This is a genomic window from Aequorivita sinensis, from assembly GCF_006346335.1.
Taxonomy (GTDB): domain Bacteria; phylum Bacteroidota; class Bacteroidia; order Flavobacteriales; family Flavobacteriaceae; genus Aequorivita; species Aequorivita sinensis.
Genome location: NZ_VDMC01000003.1, coordinates 185,657 through 208,440, shown reverse-complemented (window position 1 = coordinate 208,440; position 22,784 = coordinate 185,657). Strand labels below are relative to the sequence as shown.

20 protein-coding genes are annotated in these 22,784 nt (G+C 36.2%); 8 read left to right on the top strand and 12 right to left on the bottom strand.

Annotated features, from left to right (window positions below; translation table 11 throughout):
• Positions 1–9: 9 nt before the first annotated feature.
• Positions 10–1,140 carry a site-specific tyrosine recombinase/integron integrase gene (gene xerA / locus FHP04_RS06665; protein ID WP_073221019.1) on the bottom strand — a complete coding sequence of 377 codons (1,131 nt, stop codon included), beginning with the start codon at positions 1,138–1,140 and terminating at the stop codon, positions 10–12.
• Between the two features lie 84 nt (positions 1,141–1,224).
• Here xerA and FHP04_RS06660 point away from each other — a divergent pair, with 84 nt between their 5' ends.
• Positions 1,225–1,608 (top strand): hypothetical protein, encoded by a 384-nt coding sequence (locus tag FHP04_RS06660; protein ID WP_073221022.1) that lies wholly within the window; start codon positions 1,225–1,227, stop codon positions 1,606–1,608.
• Positions 1,609–2,227: 619 nt separating this feature from the next.
• Here FHP04_RS06660 and FHP04_RS06655 read toward each other — a convergent pair.
• The gene (locus tag FHP04_RS06655; protein WP_139855273.1) at positions 2,228–3,442 is read right to left on the bottom strand and encodes a hypothetical protein; all 1,215 of its coding nucleotides are present in this window, start codon (positions 3,440–3,442) and stop codon (positions 2,228–2,230) included.
• Positions 3,443–6,007: 2,565 nt separating this feature from the next.
• Between FHP04_RS06655 and FHP04_RS06650 the strand changes: the two genes are divergently transcribed.
• Positions 6,008–6,430 (top strand): DUF6943 family protein, encoded by a 423-nt coding sequence (locus FHP04_RS06650; RefSeq protein WP_139855271.1) that lies wholly within the window; start codon positions 6,008–6,010, stop codon positions 6,428–6,430.
• 458 nt (positions 6,431–6,888) lie between these two features.
• On the opposite strand, the gene FHP04_RS06645 is transcribed toward FHP04_RS06650, so the two are convergent.
• The 4 genes from FHP04_RS06645 to FHP04_RS06630 are packed head-to-tail and all read right to left on the bottom strand — an operon-like array spanning position 6,889 to position 8,522.
• Positions 6,889–7,122, bottom strand: a complete 234-nt coding sequence (locus tag FHP04_RS06645) for a hypothetical protein (protein WP_139855269.1) — start codon at positions 7,120–7,122, stop codon at positions 6,889–6,891.
• A 4-nt stretch (positions 7,123–7,126) separates the two neighbouring features.
• Positions 7,127–7,363: a hypothetical protein gene (locus tag FHP04_RS06640; RefSeq protein WP_139855267.1), complete on the bottom strand. Its 237-nt coding sequence runs from the start codon at positions 7,361–7,363 to the stop codon at positions 7,127–7,129.
• Positions 7,341–7,763, bottom strand: a complete 423-nt coding sequence (locus tag FHP04_RS14710) for a DUF5675 family protein (RefSeq protein ID WP_139855265.1) — start codon at positions 7,761–7,763, stop codon at positions 7,341–7,343. The genes FHP04_RS06640 and FHP04_RS14710 overlap by 23 nt, the downstream gene beginning before the upstream one ends.
• Positions 7,764–7,769: 6 nt before the next feature.
• The gene (locus tag FHP04_RS06630) at positions 7,770–8,522 is read right to left on the bottom strand and encodes a hypothetical protein (RefSeq protein ID WP_139855263.1); all 753 of its coding nucleotides are present in this window, start codon (positions 8,520–8,522) and stop codon (positions 7,770–7,772) included.
• A 198-nt stretch (positions 8,523–8,720) separates the two neighbouring features.
• Here FHP04_RS06630 and FHP04_RS06625 point away from each other — a divergent pair, with 198 nt between their 5' ends.
• Positions 8,721–8,921 (top strand): hypothetical protein, encoded by a 201-nt coding sequence (locus FHP04_RS06625; RefSeq protein ID WP_139855260.1) that lies wholly within the window; start codon positions 8,721–8,723, stop codon positions 8,919–8,921.
• Between the two features lie 271 nt (positions 8,922–9,192).
• On the opposite strand, the gene FHP04_RS06620 is transcribed toward FHP04_RS06625, so the two are convergent.
• Positions 9,193–9,480 carry a hypothetical protein gene (locus FHP04_RS06620; RefSeq protein WP_139855258.1) on the bottom strand — a complete coding sequence of 96 codons (288 nt, stop codon included), beginning with the start codon at positions 9,478–9,480 and terminating at the stop codon, positions 9,193–9,195.
• 647 nt (positions 9,481–10,127) lie between these two features.
• On the opposite strand from FHP04_RS06620, the gene FHP04_RS06615 reads away from it, so the two are divergent.
• The gene (locus FHP04_RS06615) at positions 10,128–11,045 is read left to right on the top strand and encodes a DUF5996 family protein (protein ID WP_139855256.1); all 918 of its coding nucleotides are present in this window, start codon (positions 10,128–10,130) and stop codon (positions 11,043–11,045) included.
• Between the two features lie 89 nt (positions 11,046–11,134).
• On the opposite strand, the gene FHP04_RS06610 is transcribed toward FHP04_RS06615, so the two are convergent.
• From FHP04_RS06610 to FHP04_RS06590, 5 genes are all read right to left on the bottom strand, one after another.
• The gene (locus FHP04_RS06610) at positions 11,135–12,454 is read right to left on the bottom strand and encodes a TolC family protein (protein WP_139855253.1); all 1,320 of its coding nucleotides are present in this window, start codon (positions 12,452–12,454) and stop codon (positions 11,135–11,137) included.
• On the bottom strand, positions 12,432–15,530 hold the full coding sequence (locus tag FHP04_RS06605; RefSeq protein ID WP_139855250.1) for an efflux RND transporter permease subunit: 3,099 nt from the start codon (positions 15,528–15,530) through the stop codon (positions 12,432–12,434). The genes FHP04_RS06610 and FHP04_RS06605 overlap by 23 nt, the downstream gene beginning before the upstream one ends.
• Positions 15,527–16,609 (bottom strand): efflux RND transporter periplasmic adaptor subunit, encoded by a 1,083-nt coding sequence (locus FHP04_RS06600; protein WP_139855296.1) that lies wholly within the window; start codon positions 16,607–16,609, stop codon positions 15,527–15,529. Before FHP04_RS06600 ends, FHP04_RS06605 begins: the two co-directional genes overlap by 4 nt.
• A gap of 167 nt (positions 16,610–16,776) precedes the next feature.
• On the bottom strand, positions 16,777–19,245 hold the full coding sequence (locus FHP04_RS06595) for an outer membrane beta-barrel family protein (protein ID WP_139855248.1): 2,469 nt from the start codon (positions 19,243–19,245) through the stop codon (positions 16,777–16,779).
• 24 nt (positions 19,246–19,269) lie between these two features.
• Positions 19,270–19,701 carry a DoxX family protein gene (locus tag FHP04_RS06590; protein ID WP_139855246.1) on the bottom strand — a complete coding sequence of 144 codons (432 nt, stop codon included), beginning with the start codon at positions 19,699–19,701 and terminating at the stop codon, positions 19,270–19,272.
• Positions 19,702–19,897: 196 nt separating this feature from the next.
• Between FHP04_RS06590 and FHP04_RS06585 the strand changes: the two genes are divergently transcribed.
• The 4 genes from FHP04_RS06585 (at position 19,898) to FHP04_RS06570 (ending at position 22,651) form a co-directional block, all read left to right on the top strand.
• Positions 19,898–20,926 (top strand): sensor histidine kinase, encoded by a 1,029-nt coding sequence (locus FHP04_RS06585; protein ID WP_139855244.1) that lies wholly within the window; start codon positions 19,898–19,900, stop codon positions 20,924–20,926.
• Complete coding sequence (locus tag FHP04_RS06580; protein WP_179951775.1) at positions 20,926–21,630, top strand: LytR/AlgR family response regulator transcription factor; 705 nt, start codon at positions 20,926–20,928, stop codon at positions 21,628–21,630. The genes FHP04_RS06585 and FHP04_RS06580 overlap by 1 nt, the downstream gene beginning before the upstream one ends.
• 68 nt (positions 21,631–21,698) lie before the next feature.
• Complete coding sequence (locus tag FHP04_RS06575; protein ID WP_139855240.1) at positions 21,699–22,310, top strand: trimeric intracellular cation channel family protein; 612 nt, start codon at positions 21,699–21,701, stop codon at positions 22,308–22,310.
• Positions 22,311–22,333: 23 nt separating this feature from the next.
• Positions 22,334–22,651 carry a GNAT family N-acetyltransferase gene (locus FHP04_RS06570; RefSeq protein WP_139855238.1) on the top strand — a complete coding sequence of 106 codons (318 nt, stop codon included), beginning with the start codon at positions 22,334–22,336 and terminating at the stop codon, positions 22,649–22,651.
• Positions 22,652–22,784: the final 133 nt, after the last annotated feature.

Sequence of the window (22,784 nt, the reverse complement as noted above, 5' to 3'; positions counted from 1 at the left end):
CCATCATACCTACAAATCTAACGGATTTTTTATAGTATCAAAATTATTTGTGGCTACATGTGTGTAAATTTCTGTCGTTTTAGTAGAATTATGACCTAATAACATCTGAATATATCTTAAATCTGTACCAGACTCCAATAAATGTGTAGCAAAACTATGACGCAATACATGTGGCGAAACCTTAACTAGAATACCTGCCCGCTCCCCTGCACTACTCACTATTTTAAAAACACTATTCGCATGGTATTTACGACCCTTCATTCCCTCAAATAAATACTCCTTAGGTTGGTACTCCTTATAATACAACCTTAAATCCACCAACAACTTTTTAGACAACAATGTATACCTATCCTTATTACCCTTAGCACCAACAACACGTATCACCATTCGCTTGCTATCAATATTCTCAGGCCTCAAATTCAAAAGCTCACTACGCCTTAATCCAGCCGAATAAAGTAAACTCACTATACACTTATGTTTTAAATTATTAGTCGAGGCTATAACACGAAACACATCCTCCTTAGACAAAACAACAGGTAACTTCTTTTCTTTCCTAGGTCGCTCTATTTCATAAAATCTATTAGGCATACCCAAAACAATTTCATAATAAAACTTAATACTGTTAATAGCCTGGTTAATATAAGAGGTAGAATGACGCTTCTGTATTAACATTTGAATATACCTTCGTATATCAAACTCATTCAAAGTATCTATTTCTTTACCTTTATAATAATTAATAAAACGCTCAAAACAAGACACATAAGCCTTCACCGTATTGTTTGCATACTTTTTTAATTCTAGCTTCTGTAAATAGCAAGGCGGACAAGCCCTATAATCATCAGGCAAAGCTCTTTTCTTATACCAAGAAACATCAAACTCTTCATCCAAATTCTTAGATCTATTAGACCCAAAAAAATACTTGCCATTAACCCAAGCAACACCCTTAAAAACAGTGAAAATACTAGTAAGATTATTAGAATTATTAACTATATAATACATGCTATACTCCTCAGACCATTGTAAACCCGGCAACTCCCGTATCAATGCATTCAATACCTTATCCGAATAAAACTGCAAACCAATATATTTCTTATTATCTAGCAATAAGTGCCTTAAAGTAATATGCTTTTTAAAATCCATAACCAATAATACTAATAATCAACATTTTAACCGTATATTAAGCGTATAATAAACGTATAACAATCAGATAAACATCCAATAGCCATGCAAAAACAAAAAAAATGCAAATCATGCAACAAACTTTTGTCTGGTCGATCAGATAAAAAGTTCTGCGACACCTATTGTAAAAGCTCCTATCACTACCAAAAATCAATAGAAGAAAAACCAAATTTCTATACCAAAGTAGATAAACAACTAAAAACAAACCGACGCATTTTAAAAAACTTCAATCGAGCAGGAAAAGCAACCGTAAGAAGTGAAATATTAATAAATAAAGGATTTAACCCCAATTTCTTTACCCACTATTGGAAAAACAAAAACCAAGACGTCTATTTATTTATATATGAATATGGCTTTCTAAAGAAATCAGAACATGGGGTAGAAAAATTTGTCCTGGTAAAATGGCAAGAGTATATGACAAAAAAATAATAGTAAAAACAAAAGCCAAATCGTGAAATTTGGCCTTGTAATTAAATCCTTAAATATAAAAACCTGTATGTTTATAAAAACTGAACTTTATAATAATCTAAAACACTAAAATTGTAAATCTGCAATAATATCAAACCCCGCTAGTGCGCGAGTCCCCTCGCGTTCTTTCCTCATCCAACACAAATTCTCATTATCGATTTAAACACCCCACCTTCAGCACTTACTCATTCTTTCGTACCGCAGGCTACACTCCTTCAAACGTAGGAGCCTACGGTGTAGTTTATCTTGAGCGCAGTCGAAAGGCGCAGCATAAGCAATAATTTAATAAACAGAAACTCTTTCCATTAAAGCAATATCAAATTCTTGACAATGCTATTTGCCAATGTGCGCACTGCAGGAAATAACATAATATTTTCGGTTACTCAATTTAATATAGAAAGGTAAGCGGCCACATCAAAAATTGCAGTCAACGATCCCAAATCAGGGAAAACCGACTCCTGAAAACCCATCCCAAACTAGACCAATCCCCATAAGGACAAACCGACATACACCGGTTCAGTCAACACTGCATTCATGTTGGGTCGTACCCACCACACGAATGCTTAGTTATTGTGTGTAGTTATTTTATCCATCCGCTTTGTTGAAACGAACGATATATTTGTTTTAAATTATCTTCTTTTAATACGTCTTTAATTTTTTCTGTTACTCCATAAATACAGCCTTCACAAGTATTGAGTTGAATTTCAGATTTATTTAATTCACTCATTCTAGTAAACCAAGATTCTGGAATATCAATTTCATTCTGAACTAGGTATTGTAGTCCGATATAACCATAGGTCGCAATTTCTGGATTTAATGATTGCAACCATTTTGCTAATTCTTTAAAGTCTTTTTTATTAACTAGGGCAAGCATTTTTTGGCATTTGTCTGGTGGTGTTCCTGCAATTCCACAAAAAGTTCCGTATGTGTAAACATCAAAGTCGGTTTTCTCAAAGTTCGAGTTTTCTATTCTTTCAAATAGTGTTTTTTGTTCGTTATTGTCTGTTAGTTTTAAATAAACTAATTCATTATCAGATGATTTAATTATGTTTAGGTTATAAGAACTACCTACAAGCCATAATTCAGAGGTTTCTTGATTTAAATTGTTCTCAATCTTTCTATTGAAGCTTATCCGTTTTTCAATTCCATAGGGTTTATTTTCGGTAACTTTTTCTTTACTCCAAAAGCTGTCCAATTCCTGAAAGTTGAAACTGTCCGATTTAAGAATTGCTATCAAACTGTTTAATTTTTCTTTTACAGGTTTATCGTTAAACTCGAAGTTTGTTCTCGAAGAAATTCCAAAATCGCCACTATTGTTTATTTCTATTTTGAATATTTTCTCTTCTGAATCATATCCTTTTTTATTCGGGTCTTTTTTGATATAGTAAGAAATTCCATTTTGAGTATTCCAAGCATAAGTCTTTGATGTGAAACAGCCTTTGTCATTGTATGTATTCCAGACGTCTTTCATTGTACTTTCATTTAGTACAATTCCGTTTTCTGTTGTTGCTTTAAAAGGCGATTCAACTGAAATTGACCTAACAATTTGGTTTTTGTCATATGGGTCAATTTGAAAAGTTAAACCGATTTTGTTGTAACGATAGTTTGTTATCAAAGTCTTTTCGGATAAAGTATATTCAGTTCCATACGTTTCAATAACATCCGAAATATTGGATGAGTCAATCACAATAGATATTCCCTCAATTCCTTTATTCGGAATTAGCACATTTGTTTGTCCAGATAATGGATTAAAACAAAGTATTAAAAGGATGATATTTATTGTCTTTAATGTCATTTTCATAATTACACACAACGTCAGTCTGTCTCAAAACTACACTAATTTTCCTTTAAATTCAGTTTCAGGGTTAAGATTTCCGTATTTCATGAATTTTATGAAATTTCTCGGGAATGCGATTTTTAAAGCTTGCTGAGTGGATAATTGGGTTATAGCAAGCAACATAACCCCTAAAACGAATTGAGCGCAGCGCAAACGTCCGTTATATCGAACTTTACCCCGCTAGTGCGCGAGTCCCCTCGCGTTCCTTCCTAATTACACTTAAATTCCAAAACGTCTATTTAAGAACAATTCAGTAAACTACAACATCACCTTCAAACCTACCATAAAAAAACCTAATTTTATTACGGGATTCCTCAATGAAGTAACATTTTATTACAATACCATCCAAAAAATAGGAATTCTACTAAAGAAACAAAGCTATTGTAAATAACCAAACGCCCCACCTCCGGCACTTACTCATTCTCTCGTTCCGCAGGCTACACTCCTTCAATCGCAAGAGCCTACGATGTACTTTATCTTGAGCGGAGTCGAAAGGCGCAGCATAAGCAATAATTTAATGAACATTAGTCTTTCAATTAAAGTAAAATCAAATTATTGCCTATGCTTTTTGCCTTTGCCCTCACATCAGCACACATCAAAACACCTAGTTAAACCATTAACCTCACGGAAGGGCAGGTAAATAGGTGTTCGTCAGTCGTTCCGCTTTGTTCCGCAAAACATCCCGACAAGGGTATACAAAGCAGCTATACCTTAATATTTTAAATGGAATAGCTGCCCTTGTCGGGACCATAACTAGCACCACTGCGGCGACACGTCCTCGTTGGCGCTATTTATTTGTTTTGCTTCACACGCTACTCTCCTTCCTCACCCGTGGCTACTCCATCCCCCCAAACGGTGCGCAAGGTGAACGCAGAACTCAGCTCGCTGAAGTTATGCTGAACCGCAGCCAACGTTGCGCACCGCGAAACCCCAATAAGGTGCCTGCCCGACAGCAGGCGGGTTCGCAAGCTCACAACTTAATAATTGGGGGTCTGCCGCCACTTGTTAATTGGGCGAGCCTGCGTGTCGCTGCGGGCTAATCGGGCTGTCACGATTTTTGCATTGCCAATGCTTACAGTCACTAAGTTTCCCTCATTCGTGCCTCATTCCCTCAACTTAGCCACCTCCAGCAACGCGCACAAGAGTAGCTCCTTCCCTCCACTACACGTGCCTAAATACCTTTATTTCGCAATGCCAATACAGAAAAGCAAAAACAAATACTCTAATCTATAAAATCAGTATATAAATACAACTAGCTATTGCTCCATTCCGGCTCCGGCTCGTTTCGTCAATCCTGCCCTGATGAATAGAAGGGATCAGTCGCTACCCTTGTCTTTTCCAACGCCAAAGCAAAAAATCGCGCCAGCCCTGCCGTAAACGGTAGCTGTCTGCCGCCCTCGACCCTCGTTCTTTTGCATCCAGCACCCTTGCTCCGCTCGCAGGCGGCTCGCATTATAGTTCCAGCAATCCATTCCGCTGCTCTCCATTCCTTGCTTCCACTATAGCTCCGCTTTGGTTTACCTGCCTAATGTAATATTATCAATTTTCAAGGTTGTTTTATAAAAGCCTCTTTTTTGGCCTATCGAAAATTTATCGTAATAATTTGAAATGAGAGCGCCGTCAAAACTTTAGGCTGTTTGAGCAATCCAAGTCTGTTACCAGATCAAAAGTCTTTAAAGCGAGTTCCTAAAGTTTAGGTGCCGAATGAAAAATTTAGATAAGTTTTCGTCAGCCTAGATTTTTTTGGTTCGTTTTTTCATCAATGGAAAAAATGAACATGTTAAATGTCTAAAACAAGATTTAATAGAAACATACTGTTATCCGGCTTCTACAAACAAGAACCCTTCAGATTCACCCCATTTACATAAAGGCAATAATCACACTTTAAATTCGGCTTTGCATTAACCTTCCATTAGAAATAAGTAAAAACTCAAACATAAGGCAAAGTTACAGGCGTGCGGATGCGAGAGCTGCAAGGGTTCACTACGCCTGTATGAAAAAATCTCCACCTTATCAGGTAGTATTTTTCCATCCATCCCTTGCATCAGTCGCACCGATCCTGTGTTAAATGGCATTATGTTTAAGTTTTTATTTAGAGTCCGTTTAGGCAGCCGGTGGTTGCTGGCGGGCATACGCACCTCTGGCAAGCCGTTCTTTATTGGTGCGCATTACGTAGGCTTCAAGGAGTATACGTTGCGTATTTTTTGGATAGAGTGCTGCCTCACAGAGCTCCCATTTTAGGGGGCTCTTTTTTTTATCGTTTAGCGAAAATTTTAAAAAGAATTCAGCAAAGTTAGGAGGGTTGCTTCCTCCGCACCAGCCACACAACGGGTTATCAAGGTCAAGCACTTTGTGTTTTTATGAAAATCTCCACCCTTCGGGTAGTATTTTCATCCAAAAACCTTGACAACCCTAGCAACCCTCCTGGTCTAAAGCTTTCTCTTTTCTTCATTTCGTTTTTCTGAAAAAAAATGAAAGCAGAAAAGTGATTCTCAATAAAGTTTAATTAAAAATTGATGCATTATGAAAGCTTTCAAAATCAAAACACATCGACCAGGGCAAACCTACCAAGCCCCACATTTCTTCATCCTTAGCAAAGGAAACAATGCCGGAAAACCAAGTGTTTCTGAATTCACAAACTCATTTGTAATTACAGCAAACACTCAAAAAGAAGCCCATCAGCTCTATTGGATTTGCAACATCTTATACACTGGGCACTACTTTCGTACAAGATTATGCGGGTCCGTAATTCCATTTATCCGAATTGACGAAGTTCAATCACTATTGGAACGAATGATCTTAAATTATGAAGGACACCATTGGTACGGCCGCTTCCAAGCCCTTGAAAAACTGGAGCAATTAATCAAAGTTCTTCAGCACCAAAAAAACTGCATTAACCAATACAAACTATTACTGATGCAGTCCTACCAACTGGATAGAGATTGAACGATTTATCCGAAAACGAAAAAGCCCAGGAGTAATTCCCTGGGCTTCTGATTATAATTACGATGAAGATCTATACCTCATCTGAATTTTTCTTTTTCCGAAAACTTACATCCGATTTGAAGTCAGATAGTTTAATAATAACAGATTTTTAATCCTGTTACCCCGGCCTATCGAAAACTTATCGTAATAATTTGAAATGAGAACGCCGTCAAAATTTTAGGCTGTTTGAGCAATCCAATTTATTAGGATATCAAAAATCTTTAAAGCGAGTTCCTAAAATTTAGGCGTCGAATGAAAAATTTAGATAAGTTTTCGCCAGCCTAGACTTTTTTGTTGAAGCCTGCCCTGAGCGGAGTCGAAGGGTTTTGGGCAATGCAAAAAAGAAAAAACCTCAATGAATTTTAGAATCTTAAGTATTTTCTCAAAATTTATTTAAAGCAGAATTGTTTTCTTATTAGTTATTCCGCTGTTTCATCTTTCTTCTTCCGAAAACTTACATCCGATTTGAATTTTGCAGAAAAGAAATTTTTGACAACAATTTTTAAAGATATCGAAACCGAAAAACTAACTACCGCACCAACAAATGCAAGAATCCCTGTTCGAATTAAATCATCCGACCCAATAACCGGCCACGTAGCCAAAAAAGTACCACCACAAGTACCAGCAATTGTTGAAAGCGATTTAAACGACATCTTCTCAATTATTATTTTCTTTATTTTTTAATTCTTCACCATCACTAACCACCGCCTGACTCACCGCCGTAACGACAGTTCCAGCCACTGTTAGATAAGAAGCAATAGAAATTAATGTTGCAGGCAGCGTGATAGGAGCCGTCAAAATTGCAGCTCCCGAGGCACCCAAGGCAATACCAACATTCCGCAAAATCTTAAAGAATTTTGGCGTAGGTTTCTTATATCGATCTAATATGTTCATACAAACTGTTTTTAATGGTTAATACAACTTCCTCTTTTCGGTCAAAGGCCTGGTGGCACAATGAAAGGACCTTTTGCATCGCCGCCCGGGAATTGCTTCCCCTTCCAATGCCTACCAACTCCGAAACTGGTGCAATACACCCGCGTAGCTCTTTCTTTGCATAATTGGCTGAATGCAACAAAATCAACTGCCGATTAGGTACATTCTTAACCAATAGATGATTACCAAACTTCTTTGAATATCTAGCCTCAAGTTTATAAGAGTCCTCAGGAATACAAGATTCCATCTTCCGATTATCCACCCAAGGAAGCTCAATGGTAAAACACAAAAACCGATTATTCAAAAAGAGGGAGCCATTGGTTCCCTCTTGATGATAACTACGTTCTAAAACCAACTCCATAGTCTACTACTTATCGGTGAGCACAATTGCCAAGGCGTTATACATTCCGTTTTTCAGCGAATACATCTCACCATTTACCTCCTGATAAAACTCAACTCCAAATACCCCAACAACAGGAAGTGTTGAGTTTGCAGTAAGCGTAGAAACCAAGTTCAATGCAGCCGTATCAGGTACTGTATATGGTAGAATCCCAGAGCTGTCCATATCAAAAACAAACAAATCGTTTTCAAAATCTAACTCGGCAGCACCCGAAATCATTCTAAAATGAGTCGTTCCCCCTGGAGCCGCTATTCTTACTACTGGACTAAACGGTGCCAAATCCGCAGTAAACTCACCTGTAACTCGGTCAAAACCTGCAGTGTAAGGAGAAAACAAAGTGTTTCCCAGCTTCCCGCGAATGTTAAAATCAAAATCATTAATCAGATCAAGATTTCCATCCTGAACAGTTCGTAACCCCCTCTCATTTACCGTATCCGATTTCACAACTACAAGCATCTCTTTGGTTAATCTACTAGTAACACGTTTGTCTTTTGCATTCTGCATCAAAATACGCAGCGCATTTCTAACAAGCTTTCCACCCTTGCCAGCACGTCCAAATTCAGCACCATTCTCACGAGTTCTCTGAAAAGCAGGATCGTTCATAATACGGTTCTTGTCCACACCGCCCTTTTCTCGAGCTAAGTGTCCATCCGATGTCTTATAAAAGGAAATATCTCCGATAGTTCCTTTTAATTTAATAATTCCACTTTGTCTTGCCATTGCTATAAAATTTTAAGTTCTCAACAAATCACCGTATTTTTATAGCACTACACGATTTTGACCCTCCACCCATTCCGAACACAGCAGTTTTTACCGTTATTTCCGGTAAACCATTCCTATATTTTAAATAAAGCTGAGGTATAGATCAGGTATGGATGGAGTATAGATAGTGTATGGATAGAGTATGAAAAACCTATTATGAAGTCAGATCGAGTATGCATATTCCCTAAAGACGTCCAGCGCATCACCGGAAGAAGTGAGCGATACGGAAGGCTACTCCTACACCAAATCAGACAGCATTTAGACAAACAACCTCATCAATTTATCACCGTGGATGAGTTCGCAGAATTCACGGGTATTAATATTGAGACAGTAAAGGACTTTCTTAAAAACAACTAATCTGCATTATTTCTTATGACTGACATTAGACAAAAGTTCTTATCTTTACAATTGAATATGAAGGTAAATCAATTCAACGCACAATAAATCATATATACCCTAATCAGACACCCCTCTGAAACACAAAGAGTTAACTTACTGATAATCAATGGGTAACACACAGGGTTCTCTTCCTGTCATCTCGACAAGAAAAAACACCAAACAACACTAAAACCCTGTAAATCATATGGTTTACAGGGTTTTTTAGTTTTCGAATTCATAGCAGAAAATATTACAACTCCCCCTTTTTGACAAATTGGTAGTAATTACTTTTTTTCCCATCGATGATTCTTTCATCATACAGCAATTGGAAATTATTTTCATCAAAAATTTCAAAAAAAACATCCCAGGAAATATTATTTAAAAACTCTTTATTCTCGTGAAAATTGATTCTTAACATTTCCCCTGCCATAGTCTTATTGGCTATTCCTTCTGTCATAGCAGGTACACCTTCTCGCTCTTCAACCCAATTTCTAATGGTTGTATGATTATCTGTTGTTTTTAAATGGTCTGAATTCATAATTTATGCATTTTAAATTATCTCAATAATGTTGTTGATTGTCTGGGCTCTTGATAACCTCAGCCAGAATCATGATTACCCTGCCGATTTTAATTTTTAGGGTTAATAAATCTTCTTCTTATAAAGTTAGCACTAATATAAATATACTAACAATCTTGTAATAACTAATTCTCAAAGGTTTAACAAGATTAAAAATTATTGATTTTTAAATTCACCGAATCTACGATAATCAGGTAGTCATATAAATTCGCATAATTTAAAAAGCAAATTGCTATAATTCAAACCTTTGCACTTGGATTTGGCTTTACTAAAAATTGAAGCTAATTCACAGAATTTAATTCATTAACAGTAGCAATGTTTTAATTTCTTCCCAATACCTAATGTTCCAATTCTTGAATAGGAGAATGGTTTGAGTTTCGAAAAAATAAAAAATGGATTGGATTATATCTGTGCAAGTGAAAAGTGACCTTGCATTTAAGAAATATTTAAATTTATAAAACCATAAACACAAAAACCATTGTCTCTCATTTTTTAAAGGCAAATCAAAAATTTAAGAAAGAGTTTAATAGTATATTTTGGTTAACCTACACATATTGATTAACTTATAAACTCTAAATTTGATTGCCAAATAATTTAAAAACAAATCTATGAAAAATAAAAATTGGCCAGAATTATCTTTTAATAAAGGAAAAGAAACCTATGAGACACTTCATCTATGGACCCAGATAATAGGAAAAATTAAATTGGAACTCAACCCTTGGATAAATCATTCCTGGCACACCACTCTAGAAATTACAACTCACGGCCTAACTAGCGGGCCTATTTTTGCCGAAAACAAGCAAATTGAGATAAGCCTAAATTTTTTAGAACATCAATTAACAATTGTTTCCAGTGAAAATGAAAAGAAAAGTTTTGACCTAAAAACTCTTAAAGTTTCTAGTTGTTACAATGAGCTTATAAACCATCTGAACAATATTGGTATAGATGTTAAAATAAATACCCTTCCCAACGAAATGGAAGACCCGCTTCATTTCCACGAAAACCATAGCGGCACTTATAATGAAGAAGCTGCTATCAATTTGCATAAGTCATTGTTGAAAATGAACCGAGTTTTTTATGAGTATCGCTCAAAATTTTTAGGCAAAAGCAGTGAAGTAATGTTTTTTTGGGGCAGTTTTGATTTAGTTGTTTCAAGATTCTCTGGGAAGGAAGCGCCTTTGCATCCCGGAGGTTTTCCTAATCTTCCAGATTGGGTAACGCAGGAGGCATATTCGCATGAAATAATGAATTGCGGGTTTTGGCCTGGCAGCGAAGGAACCCCATTTGCTGCGTTTTACAGCTATATCTATCCTGCGCCAAATGGTTTTAAGGAAGCTACTTTAAAACCTAACAGCGCCTACTTTCATAAGGAACTTGGTGAATTTATTTTAAAATATGAAGACGTTCAAAAAGCAGATAACCCCTCAGAAATGTTAATGGAATTTCTACAAAGCAGTTATAACACCGCAGCCAATCTCGCTAAATGGGATAAGGAGAAATTACAATTTAAATTGAAGAAAAATTAGCGATTTGAAAAAATCAATCGTAAACGAATTTTTTTAATTTAAAGAAATAGAAAAAACTTTCCAATATTTAATGAGGAAGCTTTTTCTGTTTATATATTTAAATTACCCGCCAATTCCTTTAAGGTGATTTCTGAAAGTTTAGCCTCATAAACCGCATTGCTAGAACGTAATACGGCATTGATGTAGTTGAGCTGTGCCGTTCTAAATTCTATGGTAGGAATAGTGCCAATCTTGTATTTCGCTATTGTGATATCCAGGTTTTCTTTGGCAATATCCTCATTGCTAAGTTCTAATTCCATCAAAGTTAAATTGGTTTGATAGGTTTGATAGGCAATAGAAAGTTGAGACAATAAACTTTGGGTTTGTTGTTCTATCAATAATTCTGAATTTTCTATTTGAATTTTAGCTATTTGTTCATTTCTATTTTGGTTGAAACCATCAAAAAGATTAAGTCTGGCCGATAAACCAACATTAAACCCTCTGGATTCATTACTAGTGGAAAATCCTAAATCCGATTCAGAATTGTTGAATAAATAGCCTGCCTGAGCACTAATTGTGGGCAAGCGGCCGCCTTTTATTTGTTTCAGTTCTAATTCAGTTATTCTTTTATTTATAAGTTGTGCCTGTAATTGCGGGTTTTGTGCTTTGGCTTCTTCTTCTAAAACAGAGAGCTCTAAATTTTCTTCGATGGAAATCAAATCAATAACATTGAAATCTGCTTTCGCATCTCTACCCATAATTTCATTCAAACGGGTTTTGGTGTTTTTAAACAATTCCTGTTGCCTAAAATACTGGGTTTGATCGGTATTTTCATCCACTTGTGCATTCAATAACTCTAATTTTGAAGCTTTCCCAATGCTAAATCGATGGTTTGCCAATTCCACTCTCTGCCGAGAAATCACCAAAGTACTATCCAAGGCATTCAGTTGCCTTTTCTGCTGTACCAAATTGTAATAGGTAGTCATTACATCTCTTACAGTACCTAATATGGCTTGTTGCAGTTCGGCTTCACCCAACTTTTTCAATTCCTTTAACTGATCGTATCGCGCAAACATTCGTAAACCATCAAAAATGGTCCAGTCCAACTCTACCCCATAAGTTAAATTATTATTTTTTGCATTATCCTGGGAAAGGCTTGTGCCGTCGGAACGAGTTTGAGTAATATTTTGAATGCCATTATTGTTGTTCGCTACTGCATTCAAACTAGGTAACATTCCAGCAAAACCCGGACTCACGGAGGTTTCATCTATTTTAAGCTCGTTAGTAACAATTTTAATTTGGTAATTATTTTCAAGAGCTATGGAAACTGCCTCGGTTACCGATAGAAGTTCTTCTTCTTGAGCATTTGCATTAAAACTTATAAATGCAATAAATAATACAACCAAGTTATGTAAGGCTTTCTGCTTCATATTGTTCAATTTTATCAAATTCTGGACTGTGCTCTTTTTCTCTAGACCACATTAAATAAAGTGCGGGAATCACAAAAAGCGTAAGGATTAACGAAAACATCGTCCCTCCTACAATAACGACCCCCATCCCCATTCTACTCTTTGATGCTTCACCTAAGGAAAGGGCTATGGGCAAGGCTCCCAAAGCAACGGTTAAACTGGTCATTAAAATAGGTCTTAATCTCGATTCTGATGCTTTTAAAATGGCTTCTCCTTTTGCTATACCGCTTTCACGAAGCTGATTGGCAAATTCTACAATTAAAATTCCATTTTTAGTTACCAAACCAATTAGCATAATGGTACCAATTTGACTAAAGATATTCCAAGTCTGTCCAAAAAGCCATAACGAAAATACAGCACCGGCAACCGCCATAGGCACGGTAAGAATAATAATAAAAGGATCGATAAAACTTTCGAATTGGGCTGCTAGTAATAAGAAAATGAGCAGTAGCGCCAAGCCAAAAGCAAACATGGTGTTGCTACTACTTTCCACAAAGTCACGAGATTCCCCTCCTAAATCTGTTGTAAATGTATCGTCCAATATTTTTTCGCTTATAGCGTCCATAGCTTCTATACCATCGCTAATACTTTTACCTGGGGCCAATGCAGCAGAAACGGTGGCGCTCATATAACGGTTGTTGTGATACAACTGTGGAGGACTGCTTTGTTCTTCGGTGGTTACCACGTTATCTAATTGTATCAATTGGCCTTGATCGTTTTTCACATACATTGCTGCCAAATCCATTGGGGCACTTCTATCGGCTTTATCAAACTGACCCATAACCTGATACTGCTTGCCATTCATTAAGAAATATCCAAATCGCTGTCCGCTTAAAGCCAATTGTAGCGTTTGGGCCACATCTAGAACAGAAACACCCAAGCTTTGAGCTTTTTCACGATTAATGGTCACGTAAACTTCTGGCTTATTAAATTTTAGATTTACATCGCTATTTGAAAATGTGGGATCATTCTCTACAGCATCCATAAATTGAGGTATTTTTTCGCGTAATTTCTCAAAATTCTGTGCTTGAATGATAAATTGAATAGGCATGCCACCTCGTCTGCTCACCGAAATAGTGGGTGTTTCAGATACACTAACTCGGGCATTTGTATAATCTCGTGTCCACCGTGTTAAATCCTGAGCAATTTCTTGCTGACTTTTTTCCCTATCTGAGGGATCAACTAAGGTTATTATAGCACGACCACTGTTTACCGCACCAGAGCCAAAACCTGGGGACGTGATAATCAAGCTAACTTGTTTTTCGGGGATGGAATCGTTTATCAACTCGGTAATATCGGTCATTACCCGATCCATATAGTCGTAAGAAGCTCCTTCTGGTCCAGTTACCGAAGCCCGAATATAACTGCGATCGTCGTAAGGTGCAGTTTCTTTCTTAAGAACGGTGTAAAACAGACCAATCATCACAATACAGATTAGCAGAATAGGAAAACTCAACCATTTCTTATCGATAAACTTTCTTAAATTATAGGCATAACTTTTATTCATCTTCTCGAAGTACCGCTCTGTGATCCTATAAAATTTCCCGTGTTTTTGTTTTCCTGGACGCATTAAATACGCATTCAACATTGGTGTTAGGGTAAGAGAGACGAAAGCAGATACCATTACCGCACTAGCAAGCACCACCCCAAATTCCCGAAAGAGTCTCCCAACAAATCCTTCCAAGAATATAACTGGTAAGAACACGGCAGCAAGGGTAACTGAGATTGAAATAATGGCAAAGAATATTTCTTTAGAGCCCTTTACAGCAGCTTCAATGGGCGACATCCCTTCTTCCACCTTTTTGTAAATATTTTCGGTAACCACAATACCATCATCTACTACCAGACCTGTGGCGAGAACTATAGCCAAGAGAGTTAACACATTGATGCTGTATCCAAAAAGCCACATTATAAAAAAGGTTGCAATAAGCGATACGGGAATATCAATAAGCGGTCGTAGCGCTATGGACCAATTCCTAAAGAAAAGGTAAATAACTAGGATTACTAGGATTATGGCGATAATTAGGGTTTCAACTACTTCTGTAATGGCGCTTTTTATAAACAAAGTGTTGTCCCGAGATATATTCAAAATAAAATCTGAAGGCAAGTCTTTTTTTAGCTTTTCATATTCTATGTAGAACGCATCAGCAATATCCACATAATTGGTTCCTGGTTGTGGTACAATGGCCGTTGCCACCATAGGTTGGCCACTGTCGGACAGTTTGGTCTCCATATTATCGGCTTCCAAACGCGCTCTCCCCACATCGCTCATCCTTACAATCCTTTCGCCATCCGCTAATATGATAATGTCGTTAAATTCTTCTTCGGTAGATAGGTTTCCTATAGTTTTTACCGTTAGTTCTGTATTGGCACCCGTTAGTTTTCCTGAAGGAAGCTCCACGTTTTGCGCAAGCAATGCATTCCTAACATCAGCTACGGTAACACCATAAGCTGCTAATTTTGCTGGGTCCAACCAAAGACGCATAGCATATAAACGATCTCCCCAAACTTGGATACTACTTACCCCGGGAATAGTTTGAAGCCTTGTGGCTATTACGTTTTCAACATAATCGGAAAGTTCCAAAACATCTCTATCGTTGCTTTGAACGGTCATTACGATAATAGGTTCCGAATCGGCATCGGCTTTTGAAACCACGGGAGGCGCATCAATATCGTCCGGAAGCCTACGTACGGCTTGGGAAACTTTATCACGTACATCATTGGCGGCGGCTTCTAAATCTTTATCTAGATTGAACTCAATATTAATACGGCTAGAACCTTGATTGCTGGAAGAAGAAATATTCCTTATTCCATCTATCGAATTAATAGATTTTTCTAAAGGTTCTGTAATTTGCGATTCAATAATATCTGCATTGGCTCCAGAGTATGAAGTGGAGACCGAAATTATTGCTGGATCAATGGAGGGAAATTCGCGTACCCCAAGGTATGTAAAGCCAATAACCCCAAAAAGCATTATGGCAATATTCATTACAATGGCCAAAACCGGTCTCTTTATACTAAGGGTCGATAAATTCATTTTGTTCTAGTTGTTTTATCCAAGTTTTCTAACTTCACATTTACCGGAGAACCATCCTTAAGCGCCATTACACCAGTGGTAAGAATAGTATCACCTACCTTTAATCCAGAAAGCACACGGGCATCTTTGTCGGTACGAGCACCTGTTTCCACTTCAACCTGAACAGCCTTTCCATCTTTTAAAACAAATATTACTTTTCCATTTTGAATAGGAATCAATGCCTCTGTTGGCACCATTATGGCATCCGCTACAGTTTCCAAAGGAAGGTTGACATTGGCAAACATTCCAGGATACAAAGTTCTTTCGGGATTATCAGCAATAGCACGTACCTTTAAGGTTCGAGTAGATAAATCTATCATAGGTTCTACAGCGTAAATTTTTGCGCTTAAAGTGTCTTTACCACCAGAAACCGTAAATGAAAGCTCGTTGTTTACTTTCATTCTATTGGCATATTTTTCAGGAATACTGAATGTTATTTTCAACTTGTCTAGATTTACCAAAGTAGCGATGGGAGTAGCGGGCGTCACATAGGTTCCTTCTGAAATGTTTCTTAAACCAATTGTACCAGAAAATGGTGCTCTAATAGTCGCTTTTTTCAATTGAGCCGAAATAAGTTGCGATTGAGCTTTAGAGCTTTTAAAATCGGCACTGGCAATATCGTATTCTTCTTGGCTTATGGCTTGTTTTTCCAAAAGTAGTTTTGCCCTGCGCTCATTTTCTGAAGCCAATTGTTGTGCGGTGGTAACCCGTGAAAGTTGCGCGCGCAATTCAGAATCGTTTACTCTTAAGAGTACTTGTCCTCTTGAAACCCTTGTACCTTCCTCAAAATTAATAGCTTCTACTACGCCCGTAATTTCACTACGTATATCCACTTGCTCATTAGCTTCAAGTGTTCCCGAAAGCGACAGATTATCAGTAAATTTTTCAGGTTTTACAACAAGACCTGTTACCGTTTTAATGGACGGTCCGCCCGTATTTTTAGAGGAATTGGCAATTTCACGATTATCCATTATTCTGTAGCCAATCAAGGCTATGATTCCAATAATGAGTAAAATGTAAACGATATGCTTGGTCTTCATATATAAACTCTTTTTGTTCTCGTTATTCATCTAAGTTTAGATGTGCATAAACACACAAAACTTACTTTTTAAAATGCAATTTATTTTTAACAACCCAAATTATAATTTTAATCAACTCTTTCTATTAAATTTTAGTGAAAGTTACTTACAATTTTATTTATTTGAAATTAAAACTCTTCATCGTCATCCTCGCTATTTCGGTTACTTTGCGAACGTTTCTGCTTTTTCTGATTAAATCTATACGTAAAAGCTAAATTAAACGAGCGAGGACGTCTTTGGAATTCACTTTCACTTATAAAGGTATTGGTAGTAGTAAGGGTATTGCTTTTTCGAGAGTTAAATAAATCACTCACATTGAAACCAATGGTAGCATTATCGTTAAAAACATCTTTACTTAGCGCCAAGTCTACAGATAAAATGCCTTCATTCTCAGATTGAGCATCATTGGAGGGTCCGCGATAAAAAGCATTGGTTTGCCATTCAATTTTGTAAGGCAAGGATACCTTAGCGCTACCTCTGGCAAAATAACTAGTGTTTTTAGCACTATAATCCACGCCATTAAATTCACCTTTTGTATTAAACTGAAAAAAATTAAAGCTACCATTAAGTCGTAGCCATTTGGCTGGATTAAAAAGTATACCGGCTTCAAAGCCAATACGTTCGTTGGTGCTTAAATTAATTGGAAGCATTCTAATAATAGGAATGCCATTTGCAGTTTCGTTTCCTGTATCTTCCTGAATGCGTTCAAAAGCATCTGTTTCGTTTTGATAATATACTGAAGTGGTTAGAGTGACTTTATTCCAACGCTTTAAATACCCCAAATCGAAGGCATTTGCAAAAGCTGGGTCTAGATTAGTATTTCCTTGAAAGATGTTTGCTTCACTGGAACGAGAAGGAAATGGGTTAATCCATCGACCTCTAGGTCTGTTAATGCGTCTATTGTAACCTAGGGTTATATTTTCACGGTCATTTAATTCGTACGTTACATTGAGTGTAGGAAATAATCCCGTGTAAGATCTGTCAAAGTCAAGATTTAGTGCCTCGTCACCTCCAGAATCAACATTGATTGCATCTACCTTACCTTTTAATTGGGTATGTTCTAATCGCAAGCCTGCCAAAACTGAGAATTTGCCATACTTGTTACCATATTGTGTATAGAATGCGTTTACGTTTTCATTATAAGTAAAAATATTAGATAAGCCATCATCACGTACAAAAACACCACCAGCCACTTCTTGCTCGGTTAATTCATAATCTGTTTGGGTTTCTCTGAAATTACCTCGATACCCAGCTTCAAATTGCGCATTCTCGCCGATGGGCAATACATAATCCATTTGTGCCAAGTATTCTTTTTGAGTCTCGTCTATTGTTATTAGTTCAGATGGTAGTATTTCAAGTTCAGGTAAGACATTGCTTTCATTAATTCTAGAAAGTCCTTCTTCCTTTCCATTTTCATATTGAAAATCGGCTTTTAATTCATGCCCCTTAGTATTAAATTTTGTAATATAATTTAAAGCAAATTGGTAATTTCTATCTGTTTCAGATTCAAATTCTGTTCTATTTCTACTGATGGCTAAATTATTTAATCTGTTAAATTCATCAGTAGTATTTACGGTTTCGTCATCATCATTTCCCAATGAAAAAAATCCTGAAGCAGTGATAGAGGTTTTATCAGAAAGAAAGTATTCAATCCCCAAATTGGTATTGAAATTTCTACCAATACGTTCGCTATCCCGATTTTCAATAACTAGAGGATTTATAATGCTATTGGCTAGATACTGGTTTTTAAAAATAGCTTCTCCGGGAGATTCACGATAGCGATAACCTGTGGTATTAAAAATATTAAATTTTTCTGTACGTAAGTTGATGTTACCACTAACACTACTGCTGTTAGGATACCCTAAATTTGTTTGTATAGAACCATTTAATCCTAAGGTTTTCTCCTTTCGCAAAATAATATTTAAGATCCCGGCTGTACCTTCGGCGTCATAACGGGCAGATGGAGATGTAATTACCTCAACCCGGTCAATAGCGTCAGCAGGTAAAGCGCGTAAGGCATCGGTAGATCCGAACCCAGCCATTGCAGATGGCTTACCGTTAATTAATATTCTTACATTTTCGTTTCCTCGTAGCGCTATTGCACCATCAATGTCTACCGTAACCGAAGGTACATTTGCTAATGCGTCGCCAACATTGGCTCCACTTGTAGTTAAGTCTTTACCTATGTTGTAAATTTTCTTGTCGAGCCTTACCTGTACTTCAGTAGTTTCTGCTCTTATAACAACCTCATCGAGAGACTGAGAGTCTTCTGTAAGTTTAATGGTTGGTAAAGTAGTGGATTTAGTTAAATTCTGATTCTCTAAAACTTTTGTGGCAAAGCCTATAAATTCAAAACTTATATTATATTTTCCCGCAGATACATTAATTGCATATTTACCTTGTGAATCTGTTATTCCACCAGTGACAGTCTTTCCTCTACTGTTTGTGAATACTACAGTGGCATATTCCAAAGCCACGCCAGTTGATTCTTCAATAATATTCCCGCTTATGGTAATTTCTTCTGAACTTCTATTAGGATTCTGCCCAAAAGAAAATGAAGTCACACATAATATAATAATGCTTATATACTTTGTCATAATTTGAATCTTATATGAGACCTTTTATTTTTTTACAATTGTTCTTTTATTATTTAAATAGTAATCAACAGAATATTTACCCGGACCAGTAAAAAATAGGCTTAAGTAACCAACACCATAAAGCAAAGCTCTCTCCATTATTCCAAAATCATCATTAATATGAACGATAAATGCTGCCACTAACATTGTTATCATTAAAGGAATCAAGGCCCAACGCGTTAGAAGCCCAAACACCAACAACAAGCTGCATATAACTTCGGCAAAAACTGCCAAAGCTAGAGATGCGGTATCGCCTACGCCAAAAGGGTCTGAAAAGTGAATTTCGCCACCGCCAAAAAGTCGCTCCCATTTTCCAAGTCCGTGAGCAAATAACATTGTTAAACCTAAAAACAGCCTTAAAATCAAGAGGCCAGAATCATTTAAAGTGAAATTTGAAAATTTTGCTATTGCTTTCATATTTTGTAGTTTTTTTTGATAGTGTAAAGAAACCAACTGAGTTGGGTGGAAGAAAATATTTTCCCGTGAACGACAGTACTTCTACCCTGAAAAGCATTTTTCTGTTTAGCGGTACAAAAATGTTGTTTAGCGGGATTAGATGGTTGATGACGATTTTTATTAAGTTATAACCTTATAAATTATTTACTTTTATAGAATGAACCTTAAGACGTCCACCTCGCTTTTAAATTCAAAGGAGCTCATCTTCCAGATAATTCTTAATATCACGGTATTTATATTTTACGGATTTGATAGACGTCATCCTGGTATAGAGTTCCACCGAGTATATTTCTTTCTTAATTATGCATTGGCGGCACTCATTATTAATTATTCCTTATTACCCCGCTATCTTTATAAAAACCGTTATATTGAATTTGCGATTTATACCTTCGTCATCATAGGGTTTGTAATATTTATAGAAGAAGCATTTTTAGAACAAATATTCTACCCTAATACACGAGGTAAAAAATTCTTGGGTGTATTCTACAACCTATTAAGTACCATGCCAACCATAACTATTTTAGTGGGTTTTAAATTTGCTTGGGATGCCTTAAGAAAACAACAGGAAGTCTTAGATTTAAAAAACTCCGCCAAGGAAAGTGAACTTCAATTTTTGAAGTCGCAAATTAACCCACACTTTTTGTTCAACAATATGAATAATCTTTATTCGTATGCGGTGGAGAAATCATCAAAAACACCAGAGATAATTTTAGAACTTTCTTCAGTACTGCGATATATGCTCTATGAGTGTAAAGCCCCTTTTGTACCCTTGAAGAAGGAAATTGAGCATATAGAAAACTATATTAAATTAAGTGAGCTTCAAGTTGAAGAACGAGGGGAAGTAAATTTTAAAATAGGTAATATTCCAAATAATTATCGGATAGCACCTTTAATACTATCCGTATTTATTGAAAATGCATTCAAACACAGCGTTTCTAGTCAAACAGAGAATATTTCAATAGTGATTGAAGTTAATGTAAATGAAGTAGGGGTTTTAAATTTCAGTTGTAGTAATACATATTTGAAACAGAGTAATACCCAAAGTCTAGATAGCGGAATAGGCTTGGAAAACGTAAAAAAAAGATTGAAACTGATTTATCCAAAGTGTCACACTCTAAAAATAGACATTGAAAATGACCATTTTATTGTTAAGTTGTCTATTGATTTAAGTAAAACTCAAGAATAATGAATTGCATCATCATAGAAGATCAAATGCCAGCACAGCGCATTTTAAAAAGATATATTGAAGATGTAGGAACCCTCAATTTAATAGGTACATATACTGACGCCCTTAGCGCAATGCAGGTTATAAATTCGGAAAAAGTTGATGTTGTTTTTTTGGACATTCACCTCCCGAAATTATCTGGAATAGAGTTTTTAAAAACACTTACCAATCCACCGCAGGTTATATTAACCACTGCTTTTCAAGAATATGCTTTAGAGGGGTATGAACTAAATGTGGTTGATTATCTTCTAAAACCGTTTTCTTTTCAGCGTTTTGTAAAGGCTGTTTCTAAAATTAGCAGGAAAGACGATTCACCTATTGATAAAAAAAGAGAGGAACAAAAAACCACTCTTGAAGAAGTGTATATAAAAGATGGGTACGAACACATTCGAGTTATAACTGATGATATTTTTTATTTAAAAACTGATTCTGATTATACCGAAATTCACTTAAAAAACAAAAAACTACTGTCTTCAGAATCTTTGCGATACTGGGAAGACACCCTATCTTCAAACAAATTTATGCGAATTCACAAATCGTATATCTTTAATATCTGTAAAATTTTAAAAATTTCAGGGAACCAAGTATTTTTAGAGGATGATATAGTTATTCCAATTGGGAGGGCTTATAAAAATGATTTTATGAAACGGTTTACTTCAAAATAGAAAACAGTATATTCGTTATTACTGTTAAATAATGCATCCAATTTTACGCCTAAAATCAACAAATAAATATGGATATAAATGTTCTTTATGTTTTTGATATGATTGGAACGGCTGCTTTCGCTCTCTCTGCGGTTATACCAGCTATACGAAAGGATATGGATCTTTTTGGAATATTTACAATTGCTTTTGTAACGGCAATTGGAGGTGGAACTTTAAGAGATTTACTTATTAGCGCTCCAATTGTCTGGCTACACAATATGACCTATGTATATATTATTATAGGGACGGTAATTCTTGCGGTAATTTTCAGAAATAGATTGATTTATATGAGTGAATCTATTTCTTTTTTTGACACTATAGGCCTTTCTGCATTTACGCTAATTGGTATTGAAAAGGCAATGGACGCGGGTTATTCTGTACTTATATGTATTGCCATTGGAACTATGACGGCGTGTTTTGGTGGGGTTATCCGAGATACGTTTTTGAATAAAATTCCTGTAATTTTTATAAAAGAAATTTATGCAACTGCAAGTATTGCCGGAGGAATAGTGTTTTTTGCACTTTTAAACGTACTTCCCAATACTTATGTATATGTAATCACCGGCTTGGTAGTTTTTGTAATCCGTAGTCTTTCAAAAAAATATCATATAACTTTACCTACAGTACAATTAAAAAAATAGCCTAATCAATAAAAAATAGAATTATGAAAACTGAATATATCAACATTCCTTTAGTAAAAAACGAAGAGAAAAAACGCTTTGAAATTGAGGTTGACGGGCACTTTGCTTTTATCGATTATAAAGAACCTGGTGACAAAATCGCATTAATACACACCGAAACCGATCCAGAACTTGCTGGGAAAGGTGCTGCAGCTGCCGTTGTAGAAAAAACATTGCATTATCTGGATGAAAATAATATTGTATTGCTTCCTTTTTGTCCTTATGTATTCGCCTATATAAAGAAAAATCCAGAATGGAAACGTTTAGTGAGTCCTAAGTTTAATGGTTATGATAAACTATAATGTAGTTTGATGGTAATTATTAGATTACTTGACCGAGATAGTTAATTCGGGACTCCACTCCTTATCCTAAGTTTGGTATTATAATGCATTAGAGAATTAATTATTTTTATGGATAAAAGACTGTTCTAAAAGC

What these genes read in the sequence shown, in the direction of transcription:
- FHP04_RS06640 (WP_139855267.1), bottom strand. Translation starts at nt 7,363, where the DNA reads ATGAACATATTAGATCGATATAAGAAACCTACGCCAAAATTCTTTAAG.
- FHP04_RS06630 (WP_139855263.1), bottom strand. Translation starts at nt 8,522, where the DNA reads ATGGCAAGACAAAGTGGAATTATTAAATTAAAAGGAACTATCGGAGAT.
- FHP04_RS06615 (WP_139855256.1), top strand. Translation starts at nt 10,128, where the DNA reads ATGAAAAATAAAAATTGGCCAGAATTATCTTTTAATAAAGGAAAAGAA.
- FHP04_RS06660 (WP_073221022.1), top strand. Translation starts at nt 1,225, where the DNA reads ATGCAAAAACAAAAAAAATGCAAATCATGCAACAAACTTTTGTCTGGT.
- FHP04_RS06620 (WP_139855258.1), bottom strand. Translation starts at nt 9,480, where the DNA reads ATGAATTCAGACCATTTAAAAACAACAGATAATCATACAACCATTAGA.
- FHP04_RS06625 (WP_139855260.1), top strand. Translation starts at nt 8,721, where the DNA reads ATGAAGTCAGATCGAGTATGCATATTCCCTAAAGACGTCCAGCGCATC.
- FHP04_RS06600 (WP_139855296.1), bottom strand. Translation starts at nt 16,609, where the DNA reads ATGAAGACCAAGCATATCGTTTACATTTTACTCATTATTGGAATCATA.
- FHP04_RS06585 (WP_139855244.1), top strand. Translation starts at nt 19,898, where the DNA reads ATGAACCTTAAGACGTCCACCTCGCTTTTAAATTCAAAGGAGCTCATC.
- FHP04_RS06570 (WP_139855238.1), top strand. Translation starts at nt 22,334, where the DNA reads ATGAAAACTGAATATATCAACATTCCTTTAGTAAAAAACGAAGAGAAA.
- xerA (WP_073221019.1), bottom strand. Translation starts at nt 1,140, where the DNA reads ATGGATTTTAAAAAGCATATTACTTTAAGGCACTTATTGCTAGATAAT.
- FHP04_RS06575 (WP_139855240.1), top strand. Translation starts at nt 21,699, where the DNA reads ATGGATATAAATGTTCTTTATGTTTTTGATATGATTGGAACGGCTGCT.
- FHP04_RS06590 (WP_139855246.1), bottom strand. Translation starts at nt 19,701, where the DNA reads ATGAAAGCAATAGCAAAATTTTCAAATTTCACTTTAAATGATTCTGGC.
- FHP04_RS06595 (WP_139855248.1), bottom strand. Translation starts at nt 19,245, where the DNA reads ATGACAAAGTATATAAGCATTATTATATTATGTGTGACTTCATTTTCT.
- FHP04_RS06655 (WP_139855273.1), bottom strand. Translation starts at nt 3,442, where the DNA reads ATGACATTAAAGACAATAAATATCATCCTTTTAATACTTTGTTTTAAT.
- FHP04_RS06605 (WP_139855250.1), bottom strand. Translation starts at nt 15,530, where the DNA reads ATGAATTTATCGACCCTTAGTATAAAGAGACCGGTTTTGGCCATTGTA.
- FHP04_RS06645 (WP_139855269.1), bottom strand. Translation starts at nt 7,122, where the DNA reads ATGTCGTTTAAATCGCTTTCAACAATTGCTGGTACTTGTGGTGGTACT.
- FHP04_RS06580 (WP_179951775.1), top strand. Translation starts at nt 20,926, where the DNA reads ATGAATTGCATCATCATAGAAGATCAAATGCCAGCACAGCGCATTTTA.
- FHP04_RS06650 (WP_139855271.1), top strand. Translation starts at nt 6,008, where the DNA reads ATGAAAGCTTTCAAAATCAAAACACATCGACCAGGGCAAACCTACCAA.
- FHP04_RS14710 (WP_139855265.1), bottom strand. Translation starts at nt 7,763, where the DNA reads ATGGAGTTGGTTTTAGAACGTAGTTATCATCAAGAGGGAACCAATGGC.
- FHP04_RS06610 (WP_139855253.1), bottom strand. Translation starts at nt 12,454, where the DNA reads ATGAAGCAGAAAGCCTTACATAACTTGGTTGTATTATTTATTGCATTT.